Consider the following 13,380-nt stretch of genomic DNA (forward strand, 5'->3'; position numbering starts at 1 on the left):
ATCAGCGTCCTCCGGTCATGACGCTCTTCAAGGCGTCTGCGACCCGTTGCGGCCCGGGGAAATATTCCCATTCGAAAGCATGGGGATAGGGCGTGTCCCAGCCGGTGACCCGGGCGATGGGCGCCTCCAGGTGATAGAAGCAGCGCTCCTGGACCAGGGCCGAAAGCTCGCCGCCGAAGCCCGAGGTCTTGGGCGCCTCGTGCACGATGACGCAGCGACCGGTCTTCTTCACGCTGGCCTCGATGGTCTCGATGTCCAGCGGCACGAGCGAGCGCAGGTCGATAACCTCGGCGTCCACGCCCGCATGCTCGGCGCCGGCCAGGGCGACCCAGACCATGGTGCCGTAAGCCAGGATGGTGACGTCGTTCCCTTCGCGCATCACGCGCGCCTTGCCGATCGGCTCGACATATTTGCCGGTCGGCACCTGGGCCAGCTCCTGCGCCTTCCAAGGCGAGACCGGCTTCTCGTGCCAGCCATCGAACGGGCCGTTGTACAGGCGTTTCGGCTCGAAGAAGACGACCGGATCGTCGTCCTCGATGGCGGCGATCAACAGGCCTTTGGCGTCATAGGGGTTGGACGGAATGACGACCTTCAGACCCGCAATATGGGTGAACAGGCTTTCGGGGCTCTGGCTGTGGGTCTGGCCGCCGAAGATGCCGCCGCCGTAGGGGCTGCGGATCGTAATCGGGCTGGTGAACTGGCCGCCCGACCGATAGCGCATCTTGGCCGCTTCCGAGACGATCTGGTCGTAGGCCGGATAGATGTAGTCGGCGAACTGGATCTCGACGACCGGGCGCAGGCCATAGGCGCCCATGCCGATGGCGGTGGCGACGATGCCGCATTCGCTGATCGGGGCGTCGAAGCTGCGCGTCAGGCCGTGCTTCTGCTGCAGCTTGTCGGTGACGCGGAAGACCCCGCCGAAATAGCCCGCGTCCTCGCCGAACGACAGGACGTTGGCGTCCTCGCTCATCTTGACGTCGATGGCCGAGTTCAGGGCCTGGATCATGTTCATCGGCTGTACGCCGGATCCCGTCGCTTCCGAGGCGGGTGCGGCGTTCTGGTCGACCATGTCCGGCTCGACGCCGTCGTTGCGATCGGCGTCGGTGAAGGTGGTTTGCGCGCTCATGGTCAGACCCCCACCTCGCGGCGCTGTTCGATCAGCCGCCAGTCTTCGGTCGCATAGACCTCTTCGAACATCGTCTTCACGCTGGGGCGCGACTGGCCCAGGGTGCCGATGGCCTCGGACTCCTTGCCGGCGGCGCGGACCTGTTCGACCGCCTCGCGCAGGGCCGTGGCGTGGCGCTCGTCATCCCACTCGCCGATGACGGTCAGGTGCTGGCGCAGCCGCTCCAGCGGATCGCCCAGCGGCCATTTCTCGTGCTCGTCGCCGGGGCGGTAGCGGCTGGGATCATCCGAGGTCGAGTGCGGGGCGCCGCGATAGGTGAACAGTTCGATCACCGTCGCCCCCTGGTTCGACCGGGCGCGCTCTTCGGCCCACTGGGTCGCCGCCCAGACCGCCAGGAAGTCGTTGCCGTCCACCCGCAGGGCCGGCAGGCCATAGCCGATGGCCTTGGAGGCGAAGGTGGTCTCCAGCCCGCCGGCGATGCCCTGGAAGGAGCTGATGGCCCACTGGTTGTTGACGATGTTCAGGATGACCGGCGCGCGATAGACGGAGGCGAAGGTCAGGGCGTTATGAAAATCGCCCTCGGCCGTGGCGCCGTCGCCGATCCAGCTGATGGCGATCTTGTCGTCGCCCTTGTAGGCGCTGGCCATGGCCCAGCCGACCGCCTGGGGCACCTGGGTGCCCAGATTGCCGCTGATGGTGAAGAAGCCGTAGTCCTTGGCCGAATACATGATCGGCAGCTGACGCCCTTTGATCGGGTCCGCAGCATTGGAATAAATCTGGTTCATCATCTCGACCAGCGGATAGCCGCGCGCGATCAGCAGCCCCTGCTGGCGATAGGTCGGAAAACCCATGTCCTCGCGGCTCAGCAGCATGCCTTGCGCGACCGCGATGGCCTCCTCGCCGGTGCATTTCATGTAGAAGCTGGTCTTGCCCTGGCGGTGGGCGCGGTGCATCCGGTCGTCGAAGGCGCGGGTCAGGATCATGGCCTTCAGTCCGCGACGCAGGGTGTCCGGATCCAGACGCGGATTCCACGGACCGACGGCCTGGCCTTCGTCGTCCAGCACCCGGATCAACCGGAACGCAAGGTCGCGCATCTCGTAAGGCGTCGTGCCCACCTCGGGCCGTTCGACGGCGCCGGGGGCGTCCATCAACAGATGACTGAAGTCAGGCGCGTCGCCCGGCCGGCCCGAAGGCTCGGGCACGCGCAGCGACAGCGGGCGGCTGTTCTTTTGGCTCAATTTGTCGTTCATGCGGGCGTCCATGTCCGTTCGGGGGTCCGTCCGTGTTTCCTCTGGACGTTTGATAACACGGCGCCTAAGCAGGTGCTCGCTCAATTTGACCTTGCGAAATCCCGATTTAGGGTATTTTATTTCGCCATAACGATAATCGGAGAAACGCATTGGCGGACGAACTCGATCCCATCGACGCTCGGATCCTGGATATCCTGCAACAAGACGCCGGTCTGTCGGTCGCGGAAGTCGCGGATCGCGTCGGTCTGTCGGCCTCGCCCTGCTGGCGTCGGATCAAGCGGCTGGAGGATTCCGGCCTGATCACCAAGCGGGTCACCCTGCTGAACGCCAAGCTTCTGGGTCTCGACTTCGAGGTTTACGCCATCGTCAAACTGATGCTGCCGTCGGCCGAGAATCTCGACATCTTCGAAGGCGCCGTCGCCAAATGGCCGGAAGTGGTCCAGTGCGCCACCATCACGGGGCGCGAGGACTATGTGCTGCGCATCATCACCTCGGACATGCACGCCTTCGACAAGTTCCTGCGCGAGAAGCTGCTGGCCCTGGGCATCGTCTCCGACTGCGAGAGCCATATCGTCACGCGCGGCGTGAAGAATGTGACCGCCCTGCCTCTTGGCATAGTGACCCCTCACGTCGGATAAGGCCGTTCGGCGGACCTTTCCACTGAGGCCCTGGTCCGCCGAGGGGATGCCGAACATGATCGAACTGGTGATCGACGCGCGCCGCAAGGACCTGGGCGGGTTCGAGGTCGGCCGCGTCCTGCCCTTCCATTCGCGCCGGATGGTCGGGCCCTTCATCTTCCTGGACCAGATGGGGCCGGCCGAGTTCGCGCCGGGCTCGGACGCCATCGATGTGCGGCCGCACCCGCACATCGGCCTGTCGACCCTCACCTATCTGTTCGAGGGTGAGATCATGCACCATGACAACCTCGGCTATAATCAGGTCATCCGCCCCGGCGAGGTGAACTGGATGACGGCCGGCAAGGGCATCGTTCATTCCGAGCGCACAGATCCGCTGAAGCGCAGCCAGGGCGGGCCGATGCACGGGATGCAGGCCTGGGTCGCCTTGCCCGACGAGGCCGAGGAGATCGATCCCGCCTTCCATCACCTGGATGAGGACGCCCAGCCCGCCTACGAAAACGGCGGTCTGTTTGCCCGTCTGGTGGCGGGCGAAGCCTATGGCGCCAAGGCGGCCGTCCCGGTGTCCTCACCCCTCTTCTATGTGCACTGGGAGCTTCAGCCCGGCGTCCGCACCGCGCCGCCTCCCGGCAAGGGCGCCGGCGGCATGAGCGAGCGCGCCCTCTATGTGGCCAAGGGGTCCATCGAGGTCGGCGACCGCACCTTCCACGAAGGCCAGATGATCGTGCTGGAACCGACGGCCGAGCCGACCATCAAGGCCCTGGTCCAATCCACCGTCATGGTCCTGGGCGGCGAGCCGGTCGGCGAACGCCTGATCTGGTGGAATTTCGTCGCCTCCAGCCAGGCCCGCATCGACCAGGCCAAGGCCGACTGGAAAGCCGGCCGGATGGCCCTGCCCAGCGAGGACGATCTGGAGTTCATCCCCCTCCCGGACGAACCCGCCAAGGCCCAGGCCGCGCCGGCGCCGGTCGAGCCCAAGCCCACAGATCCGGTATAATCTTCTCCCTCCCCATAAAGGGGAAGGAGAAGAAGCCCCCATTTGCCCCCGCTGCCGCAACCCGCTAACGCGTCCCCGCATGAACTCCGATTTCGACGCCCAGGTCACCGCCGCCCTGTTCGACAACGCCGGCGCCGTCTTCGCCCTTGGCGACGGCTCTGTCCGGTTCGAGGATGGCGCGACGGTCCAGGCTCATGACGGCGCCGTGCTCTGCGCCGCCGTCCATCCGACCGGCGAGGGCGTCGTCACCGGCGGCGACGACGGCCAGGTGGTCTGGAGCCGCCGCGGCGAGGACGCCATGGTCCTGGCCACCGCAAAGAACCAGTGGATCGACTCCATCGACGCCTCGGCCGCCTCCGGCCTGGTCGCCTTCTCCTGGGGGCGCACCCTGTCGGTGATCGATCCGAAGGACGCCGGCTTCCGCCGCGACTTCCAGCACGAACGCACCGTCTCCGGCGTCGCCTTCGATCCCAAGGGCCGGCGCATCGCCACCTCGACCTACGGCGGCGCCGCCCTCTGGTACGCCCGGATCGAGAAGCAGCAGCCGGTCAAACTGGCCTGGGCCGGCTCGCACACCGCCGTGGCCTTTTCACCCGACGGGGCCTTCGTGGTCACCACCATGCAGGACAGCCAGCTGCACGGCTGGCGGCTGAAGGACGCCAAGAACCTGCGGATGGGCGGCTATCCGTCCAAGGTCCGCTCGCTGGCCTTCCTCGCCGGCGGCCAGCTGCTGGCTACCTCGGGCGCCCAGGGCGCGGTGCTATGGCCCTTCATCGGCTCGAACGGGCCCATGGGACGCGAGGCGACCGAGATCGGCTATGACGACACGACCCTGGTCAATCTGGTCTCGGCCCGGACCGAGCACGGCCTGCTGGCCGCCGGCCTGACCGACGGCCGGGTCTGGGTCGCCCATCCGGCCTCTCATGGTCTGAACTTCCTCAAGGCCGAGAAGGGTCCCTCCATCGTCGCCCTGTCCCTCAGCCCCGCCGCCGACAAGGTCGCCTGGGCCGACGAGGACGGCGCCGCAGGGGTCCTGATCCTCTAATGGCGCGCGGGCGGAAAAAGGGTTGGTTGCGGGCGGCCCTGATCGCCCTGGCGGTCCTGGCCCTGCTGCCGATCGGCGGCGTCTTGATCGTCGCCCTCCTGCCGCCCGCCCCGACCATATTGATGCTGCGCCAGGCCGTGCGCGGCGAGGGTCTGGACTATCAATGGCGCGGTCTGAACGATATCTCGCCCAATCTGGTCAACGCCGCCATCGCCGCCGAGGACGCCCGTTTCTGCAGCCACCACGGCTTCGACATCGAGGCGATCCAGAAGGCGCTGGATCACAACGCCGAGGGCGGCCGCATCCGCGGCGGCTCGACCATCAGCCAGCAGACGGCCAAGAACGTCTTCCTGTGGCCCGGCCGCGACTGGATCCGCAAGGGGCTGGAGGCCGGCTACACCGTCCTGATCGAAACCGTCTGGTCCAAGCGCCGGATCATGGAAGTCTATCTGAACGTGGTCGAATGGGCGCCGGGCGTCTATGGCGCCCAGGCCGCCGCTCAGCACTGGTTCGGCAAGGACGCCGCCGACCTGACCCCCCGCGAGGCCGCCCGCCTCGCCGCCATCCTGCCCGCCCCGCGTCGCTACAAGGCCGCCTCGCCCGGCCCCTATGTCCGCCGGCGCGCCTCACGCATCCAGGCCGCCATGGGGACGGTCCGCAACGAGGGTCTGAACGCCTGCGTCCGGCTCAAATAGGCCGACGGCCGATAGCCCAGAATAATCTCCGCTGAACCGCTCCGCTTGACGGCGGATCAGGCCTGACCTCTCCTGCGCCCGCTGTTCAGGAGATCCCATCATGAAGCGTCAGATGATGACCGCCGTCGCGGTCTGCGCCCTCGCCTTCACCGCCGGCTGCGCCGCCACCACGACCTCGGGCGAGGCCCGGCCCCTTCAGGCCGACGGCGGCGCCCAGACCTTCACCCCCGCCCCGGTGACCGCCACCGGCCTGCGCGCCGACTATCCGACGACCGTCGAGGGCGCGACCCAGTTCGTCGCCGACGCCGAGGCCAAGATGCTGACCTTCGGCGAATACGCCGCCCGGGTGCAGTGGGCGCGCGCCACCAACATCACCTTCGACACCATGTGGCTGGAGTCCAAGGTCAACGCCGAGGCGACCGAGCTTCAGGTCCAGTTCGCCAACCAGGCGGCCAGGTTCAATGATGTCGCGGTGGACCCCGTCGTCCGCCGCAAGCTGAACCTGCTGCGGCTCGGCATCGTCCTGCCCGCCCCCAACCGCCCCGGCGCGGCCGAGGAACTGTCGCAGATCACCACCCGGCTGGACTCGACCTATTCCACCGGCAAGTTCGACTTCAAGGGTCAGCCGATCACCCTGGACGAGGCCTCGCTGATCCTGGCCGACAGCCGCGACCCGAACGAGACCAAGGCCCTGTACGAAGGCTGGCGCACCATCTCGCCGGTGATGAAGAACGACTACGCCCGCATGGTCGAGATCGCCAACGAGGGCGCGCGCGAACTGGGCTTCGCTGACACCGGCGCCCTGTGGCGCTCCGGCTACGACATGCCCGCCGACGATTTCGCCAAAGAGACCGACCGCCTGTGGGCCCAGGTCAAACCCTTCTACGAGAACCTGCACTGCTATGTCCGCGCCCGGCTGAACGCCAAATACGGCGACGCCGTCCAGCCCGACCACGGCCCGATCCGCGCCGATCTGCTGGGAAACATGTGGTCGCAGCAGTGGGGCAATATCTATGACGTCGTGGCCCCGACCAGCGGCGCCGCCTCCAGCTACGACCTGACCGAACTGCTGAAGACCGCCGACTACGACCCCGTGAAGATGGTGAAGACGGGCGAGGGCTTCTACGTCTCCCTGGGCCTCGACCCCCTGCCCCAGACCTTCTGGGAACGCAGCCAGATCGTGCGCCCCCGCGACCGCGAGGTCGTCTGCCACGCCTCGGCCTGGGACCTGGACAACGCCGACGACATCCGCATCAAGATGTGCACCAACGTCAACGGCGACGACTTCTACACCGTCCACCACGAGCTGGGTCACAACTACTACCAGCGCGCTTACAAGAACCAGCCGATGCTGTTCCGCAACGGGGCCAATGACGGCTTCCACGAGGCCATCGGCGACTTCGTCGGCCTGTCAGCCCTGACCCCCACCTATCTGAACCAGATCGGCCTGCTGAAGACGACGCCGGGGGCGGAGGAGGACATTCCCTTCCTGCTGAAGATGGCCTTGGACAAGATCGCCTTCCTGCCCTTCGGCCTGATGGTCGACCGGTGGCGCTGGGGCGTCTTCTCGGGCGAGACCTCGCCGGATCAGTACAACGCCGCCTGGACCGCCGACATGTTGAAATACCAGGGTCTGGTTCCGCCGGGGCCGCGTCCGACCAACGCCTTCGACCCGGGCGCAAAATATCACGTGCCGGGCAACACCCCCTACACCCGCTATTTCCTGGCCCACATCTACCAGTTCCAGTTCCAGCGCGCGGCCTGCAAACAGGCCGGCTGGACCGGGCCGCTGCACCGTTGCTCGGTCTATGGAAACGAGGCGGTCGGCGCCCGTTTCAACGCCATGCTGGAGATGGGCCAGTCCAAGCCCTGGCCCGAGGCCATGCAGGCCTTCACCGGCGAGACCGCCAACGACGCCTCGGCCGTCGCTGACTATTTCGCGCCTCTGAACCAATGGCTGACCGTCCAGAATCGTGGCCACGACTGCGGCTGGTCAGAGGCTTGAGCCTTATGCGTCGTTAACCCTGACGCTTCAGCCTTCCCTTAACCGCATGACGGCATTCTGTCGTCATGCGGGCGGGGTGCGCCCGGCAGGGAAGCGACGAACTTGGCCTCTCAAACGATCCATCGGGCGGTCGGCCGCCTTCGCAAACTCGTCTCGCGCCTGCGCGACGACCGGCGCGGCAATGTGGCGATGATCTTCGGCCTCAGCCTGCCGGTCATCGTCATGCTCGCGCTCGGCGGCGTTGATCTTCACAGGATCACGACCGCGAGATCGCAGTTTCAGGACGCACTGGACGCCGCGACCCTGGCCGCCGCACGCTCCTCCGAAACGACTCCAGCGGGTCTGAAGAGCGTCGCCCTGGCGACCCTGCACGGCAACATTCAGGGCACGGAGGTCGAGCCGATCAATGACGCCGACGTCGAGGTCGCCATGAACGACAAGAGCGTCGTCATCGCTACGGCCCAGGGGCGGGTGAAGACCCTGGTCGCCAACATCGTCCTGCCGCCCTATGGCCAGCTCCTGGACGATACTCTGCCCATCTCGGTGCGCTCGGAAGTCAATCGCTCCTCGCGCGACGTGGAGGTGGCCCTGGTCCTCGACATCACCGGCTCGATGAACGATTGCGCCGACAGCTGCTCAAGCGGCCGAAAGATCGACAATCTGAAGTCAGCGGCCAAGGAGTTGATCGACATCGTCGTTCAGACGAACCAGTCGCCCTTCTATTCCAAGGTGGCCCTGGCGCCCTACTCCATGGGCGTCAATGTGGGCGACACCTATGCTAGCCGGGCGCGGGGACCGCTCGACTCCAACACCCAGTCCATTACCGCAGCGACCTGGCTGACGGGCTCGGTCAAGACGATCACGAGCATATCCCGCGCCTATACGGCCGTCGTCACCGCGTCGAAACACGGCTTCAAGACCGGCGACATCGTGACGATCTGGAGCGCGGAAACCATGGCCCCCCTGAACGGCGTCGCGCTAACGGTGGGCAGTGTGACAACCAACACCTTCAGCCTCGTCGGCGAGGACAGCCGCTATTACTCCGCCTTCTCGGGCCAGGCCTATGTCGCCAAATGCGCACGAACGGACTGCAACATCGTCATCACCCTGGCTCGCCACGGTCTGTCGTCCGAAGGCGACGCCGCCGTTCTCGGCAATATGGGCGGCCTCAGTCAGTTGAACAATATCGGTTTCCGGGTCGCCAGCGTCACCCCAACCACGGCGACCTTGGCGCTTGACGCCTCTCAGGCTAATTTGGCGAACACGGCCAAGGGGGGGGCCGCCTATACGTCCGGCGGACAGCTGATCTGCGGCGTCGATGGCTGTTCGGACCGGGATTTCGTCAACGCGACCGGGGCCTGGACGCGCTTTCCCGGCACGCCCTGCGTTTCCGAACGAGCCGGCTCGCAGGCCTACACCGATGCGGCCCCTTCCGCCTCCGCCTGGGTCGGACGAAGTTACGCCTCTGGCGGCAACGCCTGCCCCGCATCCCAGATCGTTCCTCTCACCAACGTCAAAAAGACACTGACCGACGCGGTCGACGGAATGACTGCGGTGGGCTCCACGGCGGGCCATATCGGTCTGGCTTGGGGCTGGTATCTGGTTTCGCCGAACTTCGGCCTGTGGTCAGGCCTCGGCGCACCGGCCGCCTACGATTCGAGCAAGACCTTGAAGGCTGTGGTTTTGATGACCGACGGGGAGTTCAACACCCCCTATTTCCGAGGCGTCATCGCCTCCGACGCGGGCAACGGCAGCGGCGGGGCCGACACTCACATCAACCAGCCCGCCACGAACGGCTCGTCTTTCGACCAAGCCTATCGGCTCTGCGAAAACATGAAGGCCGCCGGCGTCATCGTCTATACGGTCGGATTCGACATCGGCGCAGCCCGGAACATGACCGGTCCAATCGATTCCGCCGGCGAGCTGATGGCGCGATGCGCCACCAATCCGGACCGCGCCTTCCAAGCGTCGAGCTCCACCGACCTGTCCGACGCCTTCCGGGATATCGGCCGCGACATCACCCGCCTGCGCATCTCCCGCTAGGCCCATGGGCCTCACAGCAGGCGGATTTCGCGCAGACGCTCGGTCAGATAGTCCTCGGCCAGGATGGTCTTGCCCGCATAGCGATCGGGATTGTCCGGCGTGATGGTGCTGGGCAGGGTCTCGATCGGGAAGTCCGGATTGAAGTGCAGGAAGAAGGGCGTCGAATAGCGGGCGAAGCCACGCCGCTCCGGCGCAGGATTGACCACCCGGTGCGTCGTCGACGGCAGGACGTGGTTGGTCAGCCGTTGCAGCATGTCGCCGATATTGATCACCAGGGCCCCCGGCGGCGGCGCGATGTCCAGCCAGCTGCCGTCCTTCTCCTTCAGCTGCAGCCCCGCCTCCTCGGCGCCCAGCAGCAGGGTGATGACATTGATGTCCTCATGGGCGCCGGCGCGCACCCCCGGCGCATCAGCCGGCACGGGCGGATAGTGCAGCAGGCGGAGCACGCTGTTGCCCATCTCGACCTTGTCCTCGAAATAGGCGTCGCCGAGGTCCAGATAACGGGCGATAGCCTTCAGGATCTTGCGCCCCAGGGCGTCAAGCTCCTCGTACAGGCCATAAACATTAGCCTTGAATCCGGGCGTCTCCACCGGCCAGACATTATCGCGCATGAAACGACGATAGGGGTGGCCCTCCGGCAGCTCGCGCCCGACATGCCAGAACTCTTTCAGATCGACGGACGCGGCCCCTTTGGCCGCTTCCACGCCGAACGGGGTCAGGCCGCGCGCGCCGCCTGTTCCCGGTTGGTGATACTGGCGCTTCACCGCCTCGGGCAGGGCGAAGAAGGTTTTGGCGTCGGCAAGAGCTGCGGCGATCCGGGCGTCATCCAGCGCATGGTCGGCCACCACCGCGAACCCATACTCCACGAACGAGGCGCCCAGAGCGTCGCTGAACCCCTGGAAGTCAACGTCATATCGCTTCATCGACACGGGCGTGACGGCGCGCACGGTGACGGCAGGGGCGGTTTCGTTGGGGCTCGAACTCACGGGGGCGTCGTCCTCGGTCTAAAGAATGTGCGGCGGTTCCCTTACGCCTATTCCGCGGCCGTGTCAGTTCGTGGGCGATCCCTCCCTCTGCCCATGGAGCGCAAAATGCGCTCGTTCACTTGAGGTACAGCTTGGAACCTTGACAGTAGGCGCGCGTTTTACGCCAGACAGAAATTCGGAAGGATTATTCCATGCGCGCCAAGATCATTGTCGCCAGCGTTTCCATTGCAGCCCTGCTGGGAACGGCGGCCTGCACCACGACCGACCCCTACAGCTCGACGCCGACCCGCAACAACACCGGCACCGGCGCCATCGCAGGCGCATTGGGCGGCGCTCTGCTGGGCTATCTGACAAACACTTCAAACGGCGAACAAGGCCGCAAGAATGCTCTCATCGGAGCCGGTGTCGGTGCCCTGGGCGGCGCAGCCGTGGGCCAGTACATGGACCGCCAGCAGCGCGCCATGGAGGCTGAACTGTCCGGCAGCGGCGTCGGCGTCGCTCGCCAGGGCGACAACCTGATCCTGCGCATGCCGTCGGATGTGACCTTCGCCACCAACCAATCCTCGATCGATCCGCGCTTCCTGCCGGTGCTCGACGACGTGGCGCGGGTGCTTCAGGAATATGACCGCTCAACCATCGACGTGATCGGCCACACCGACTCGACCGGCGGAGACGCCATCAATCAGCCCCTGTCCGAGCGTCGCGCCGCCAGCGTAGCTTCGGAACTGGTTCGTCGCGGCGTGATCGCCGAGCGGCTCTACGTCGCAGGCAACAGCTCGCGCAATCCGGTGGCCTCCAACGCCACGCCGGAGGGCAAGGCTCAGAACCGTCGCGTCGAGATCCTTATCCGGCCGTTCACGGGCTGATCAGGTTCGAGAATGAAGAAGCTCGAGGGGGCGGTGCCGCCGGGCGCCGCCCCTTTTCGCAGAATGGACACTGTTCCGTGACTTGCGCCGACGCACCCCTCATGTTTGAGCGAGGCGTTGAGGTGGAGAGTCCCGTGACGCCGGAAGGTCGTGAGTTCACGCAAACGCTCAAGCTTGCGGCTGTCGCCGTGGTGTGTGCGGTCCTGACGGCGACATTGGTGATCGGCGCCGGCGAAGCGTTGTTGCGTCAATCTCGATCGGCTGGATCCACACCGCCATTGCTGACTCAAGCGGCCAACTGAACCGAAACTTGAAGCCGGGCCGTCGCGGCGCATTCAGGCCAAGAAAAACGCCGTCTCCAGGCGGAGACGGCGTTCAGTCTTTCAACCCTTCTTGTCTGTCTTCGGTCGGCCTGAAAGACCAGGCCGACCGTCGGGACAGGCTTAGAAGTTGATGTTGATCGTCGCGCGACGGTTGAGCGGCTCACGCACGCCGTCAGCGGTCGGCTTGGCCAGGGCGGTTTCGCCCTTGCCGTCCAGGGCGATGACGCCGCCGTTGACGCCTTGGGCGACCAGGGCGTCCGCGACGGTGCGCGAACGACGGTTCGACAGGCCGAGGTTATAGGCGGCCGAGCCCGAGGTGTCGGTGTAGCCGACGATCAGGACGCGCGTCGCGGCGCCGGACTTGGCGTAGGTCGCGGCTTGCGTCACGACCGAGCGGGCTTCCGCCGTCAGGTCCGAACGATCCCAGTCGAAATAAACCACGAACTCACGCGCGGCCGGCTTGACCGGAGCCGGCGGCGGCGGCGGCGGGGGCGGAGGAGGCGGGGGGGGCGGAGGCGGCGGGGGGGGCGGGGGCGGTGCAGCTTCTTCAGCGCCGAAGCTGTAACGCAGACCCAGGGTCACGGTGTGCGACTGATCGTAGTCGCCGTCCCACTCGCCGAACGAAGTCCCGCCGACCGTCGTCGAGGCGAACGAGGCGTCGCCCGTCAGATAGCGGTAGGTCAGGTCGATATTGGTGCGGTCGCCCACAGCCCAGGCCAGACCGGCGATCGCTTGAGCGGCAAACTCAGTCGAGTCGTCATCAACCGCGAAGGTAGCGCCGCGGCTGGCGCGCAGGTTTCCGACCGTGTCGGTCTTGACGTGGTTCACGCCGGCGCCGAGGCCGACGAAGGGACGGATGCCCCAGGCTTCATAGCCGAAGTCATAGATGACGTTGGCCATCAGGGTGGTGGACTCGATGTCGCCTTCCGGAGAGAAGCAGCCGCCGGTCGCCGGGGTCAGGTTGCACAGGCCCTGGGTGCCGGAGACGGCGCGCACGGTGCCGATGTCGCCCGAGCGGTAGCCGCCTTCGAGTTCAACGCGCCAGTTGGGGTTGAAGCGATAGCCGAGACGGGCGAAAGCCGCCCAGCCGTCGTTCACTTCATAGTTCCAGTTGGCGCCCGTCGTCGACGATTCGGCGTTGATGTCGTCGATCATGTGGTAACCGGCGTCGATCGCGCCGTACCAACCGTTAGGTTCTGCCGAAGCCGCGCCAGCTGACAGGGCCAGGGCGGCCGCTGCGCTGGAGGCCAGCACGATAGTCTTCATACGCATGGGGATTAGCCCTCCGCCTGTTTGTATTCGGGCGGGTCTACCGCCTTCGCGGGTCTTACCAGCGTTGCCGTGGAAGGTCGAGGCGAAAACGAGGCGGACAAGCGCGCTGAATTGATCACCGTGCTATTGATGCTACA

General features: G+C 66.1%; 12 protein-coding genes. 8 read left to right on the top strand and 4 right to left on the bottom strand.

The window, feature by feature from the left end:
- Nucleotide 1 precedes the first annotated feature (1 nt).
- Nucleotides 2-1,126: an alpha-ketoacid dehydrogenase subunit beta gene (locus ACP7CK_RS08320; protein WP_426025704.1), complete on the bottom strand. Its 1,125-nt coding sequence runs from the start codon at nucleotides 1,124-1,126 to the stop codon at nucleotides 2-4.
- Between the two features lie 2 nt (nucleotides 1,127-1,128).
- Nucleotides 1,129-2,376 carry a thiamine pyrophosphate-dependent enzyme gene (locus tag ACP7CK_RS08325; protein WP_292149598.1) on the bottom strand — a complete coding sequence of 416 codons (1,248 nt, stop codon included), beginning with the start codon at nucleotides 2,374-2,376 and terminating at the stop codon, nucleotides 1,129-1,131.
- Nucleotides 2,377-2,525: 149 nt separating this feature from the next.
- Here ACP7CK_RS08325 and ACP7CK_RS08330 point away from each other — a divergent pair, with 149 nt between their 5' ends.
- The 6 genes from ACP7CK_RS08330 to ACP7CK_RS08355 all read left to right on the top strand — a co-directional run bounded on the left by ACP7CK_RS08330 (nucleotide 2,526) and on the right by ACP7CK_RS08355 (nucleotide 9,796).
- Complete coding sequence (locus ACP7CK_RS08330; protein WP_008259105.1) at nucleotides 2,526-3,014, top strand: Lrp/AsnC family transcriptional regulator; 489 nt, start codon at nucleotides 2,526-2,528, stop codon at nucleotides 3,012-3,014.
- A gap of 55 nt (nucleotides 3,015-3,069) precedes the next feature.
- Entirely contained in the window at nucleotides 3,070-4,008 is a 939-nt protein-coding gene (locus ACP7CK_RS08335) for a pirin family protein (protein WP_426025705.1), read from the top strand.
- Nucleotides 4,009-4,087: 79 nt separating this feature from the next.
- Nucleotides 4,088-5,053 (top strand): WD40 repeat domain-containing protein, encoded by a 966-nt coding sequence (locus ACP7CK_RS08340; RefSeq protein WP_426025706.1) that lies wholly within the window; start codon nucleotides 4,088-4,090, stop codon nucleotides 5,051-5,053.
- On the top strand, nucleotides 5,053-5,748 hold the full coding sequence (gene mtgA / locus ACP7CK_RS08345; protein WP_426025707.1) for a monofunctional biosynthetic peptidoglycan transglycosylase: 696 nt from the start codon (nucleotides 5,053-5,055) through the stop codon (nucleotides 5,746-5,748). The genes ACP7CK_RS08340 and mtgA overlap by 1 nt, the downstream gene beginning before the upstream one ends.
- Nucleotides 5,749-5,848: 100 nt before the next feature.
- Entirely contained in the window at nucleotides 5,849-7,753 is a 1,905-nt protein-coding gene (locus ACP7CK_RS08350) for a M2 family metallopeptidase (protein WP_426025708.1), read from the top strand.
- Nucleotides 7,754-7,855: 102 nt separating this feature from the next.
- On the top strand, nucleotides 7,856-9,796 hold the full coding sequence (locus ACP7CK_RS08355) for a pilus assembly protein TadG-related protein (RefSeq protein WP_426025709.1): 1,941 nt from the start codon (nucleotides 7,856-7,858) through the stop codon (nucleotides 9,794-9,796).
- An 11-nt stretch (nucleotides 9,797-9,807) separates the two neighbouring features.
- Here ACP7CK_RS08355 and ACP7CK_RS08360 read toward each other — a convergent pair whose 3' ends face one another.
- Nucleotides 9,808-10,719 (bottom strand): isopenicillin N synthase family dioxygenase, encoded by a 912-nt coding sequence (locus tag ACP7CK_RS08360; protein WP_426025902.1) that lies wholly within the window; start codon nucleotides 10,717-10,719, stop codon nucleotides 9,808-9,810.
- A 254-nt stretch (nucleotides 10,720-10,973) separates the two neighbouring features.
- On the opposite strand from ACP7CK_RS08360, the gene ACP7CK_RS08365 reads away from it, so the two are divergent.
- Both ACP7CK_RS08365 and ACP7CK_RS08370 read left to right on the top strand, forming a co-directional pair.
- Nucleotides 10,974-11,648, top strand: coding sequence for an OmpA family protein (locus ACP7CK_RS08365; protein WP_426025710.1), 675 nt, complete (start codon nucleotides 10,974-10,976; stop codon nucleotides 11,646-11,648).
- Between the two features lie 134 nt (nucleotides 11,649-11,782).
- Nucleotides 11,783-11,950 carry a hypothetical protein gene (locus tag ACP7CK_RS08370; protein WP_426025711.1) on the top strand — a complete coding sequence of 56 codons (168 nt, stop codon included), beginning with the start codon at nucleotides 11,783-11,785 and terminating at the stop codon, nucleotides 11,948-11,950.
- Between the two features lie 141 nt (nucleotides 11,951-12,091).
- Here ACP7CK_RS08370 and ACP7CK_RS08375 read toward each other — a convergent pair whose 3' ends face one another.
- Nucleotides 12,092-13,237 (bottom strand): outer membrane beta-barrel protein, encoded by a 1,146-nt coding sequence (locus ACP7CK_RS08375; RefSeq protein WP_426025903.1) that lies wholly within the window; start codon nucleotides 13,235-13,237, stop codon nucleotides 12,092-12,094.
- Nucleotides 13,238-13,380: the final 143 nt, after the last annotated feature.

Origin of the sequence: Brevundimonas sp. TSRC1-1 (assembly GCF_049898245.1) — a bacterium.
GTDB classification, from domain to species: domain Bacteria; phylum Pseudomonadota; class Alphaproteobacteria; order Caulobacterales; family Caulobacteraceae; genus Brevundimonas; species Brevundimonas mediterranea_A.

Excerpts from the sequence above, each read along its gene's own strand:
- ACP7CK_RS08335 (WP_426025705.1), top strand. The coding sequence starts at position 3,070 with ATGATCGAACTGGTGATCGACGCGCGCCGCAAGGACCTGGGCGGGTTC.
- ACP7CK_RS08350 (WP_426025708.1), top strand. The coding sequence starts at position 5,849 with ATGAAGCGTCAGATGATGACCGCCGTCGCGGTCTGCGCCCTCGCCTTC.
- ACP7CK_RS08365 (WP_426025710.1), top strand. The coding sequence starts at position 10,974 with ATGCGCGCCAAGATCATTGTCGCCAGCGTTTCCATTGCAGCCCTGCTG.
- ACP7CK_RS08325 (WP_292149598.1), bottom strand. The coding sequence starts at position 2,376 with ATGAACGACAAATTGAGCCAAAAGAACAGCCGCCCGCTGTCGCTGCGC.
- ACP7CK_RS08320 (WP_426025704.1), bottom strand. The coding sequence starts at position 1,126 with ATGAGCGCGCAAACCACCTTCACCGACGCCGATCGCAACGACGGCGTC.
- ACP7CK_RS08360 (WP_426025902.1), bottom strand. The coding sequence starts at position 10,719 with ATGAAGCGATATGACGTTGACTTCCAGGGGTTCAGCGACGCTCTGGGC.
- mtgA (WP_426025707.1), top strand. The coding sequence starts at position 5,053 with ATGGCGCGCGGGCGGAAAAAGGGTTGGTTGCGGGCGGCCCTGATCGCC.
- ACP7CK_RS08340 (WP_426025706.1), top strand. The coding sequence starts at position 4,088 with ATGAACTCCGATTTCGACGCCCAGGTCACCGCCGCCCTGTTCGACAAC.
- ACP7CK_RS08375 (WP_426025903.1), bottom strand. The coding sequence starts at position 13,237 with ATGAAGACTATCGTGCTGGCCTCCAGCGCAGCGGCCGCCCTGGCCCTG.